Origin of the sequence: Corallococcus sp. CA053C (genome assembly GCF_003611675.1) — a bacterium.
In the GTDB taxonomy this organism is placed as follows: domain Bacteria; phylum Myxococcota; class Myxococcia; order Myxococcales; family Myxococcaceae; genus Corallococcus.
Genome location: NZ_RAWA01000874.1, coordinates 1 through 459, shown reverse-complemented (window position 1 = coordinate 459; position 459 = coordinate 1). Strand labels below are relative to the sequence as shown.

The window sequence follows — 459 nt, the reverse complement described above, 5'->3', positions numbered from 1 at the left end:
GTGACGTCCACGGTCAGCCGGCGTGGACGGTGATCGTCTCACCGACGTCGTTGAGCATGCCGCGCAGGACGTCGAAGTCGGGGTGCTTCAGCCGCACGTACGCGTTCGCCATGTAGCCGGCCTCGACCGCCTGGGTCGCGGTACCCGCTCCGGGCAGGTGGGCGTCGATCACCCACTCGCCGTACCGCTGCTGCATCTCCTCCACCCCGGAGTAGCCCTGGATGTGGCCGTCGCCGGTCGGGCGCAGCGCGACCATGCCGGCGGCGTACTGCCGGCTCAGCGAGGCGTGCACGTCGCCGTGCACGATGGCCCGGGCCCACTCGGTGAAGAGGTCGACGTCGTTGCCGGCCGCGTACAGGTCCCAGGCACCGACCCCGGCGGGCCGGCAGCCGACCTCGGAGAACCGCAGACCCTTGGGCCCGTAGAACCACTCCATGTGGGTTGCCGAGGTGCCGATGC

The 459-nt window shown here is 71.0% G+C and carries 1 protein-coding gene; it reads right to left on the bottom strand.

Annotated elements, in window-relative coordinates; all coding sequences use genetic code 11:
• Nucleotides 1-13: 13 nt before the first annotated feature.
• On the bottom strand, nt 14-459 hold a 446-nt coding region (locus tag D7V97_RS43675; RefSeq protein WP_233583634.1), incomplete at its 5' end, for a hypothetical protein.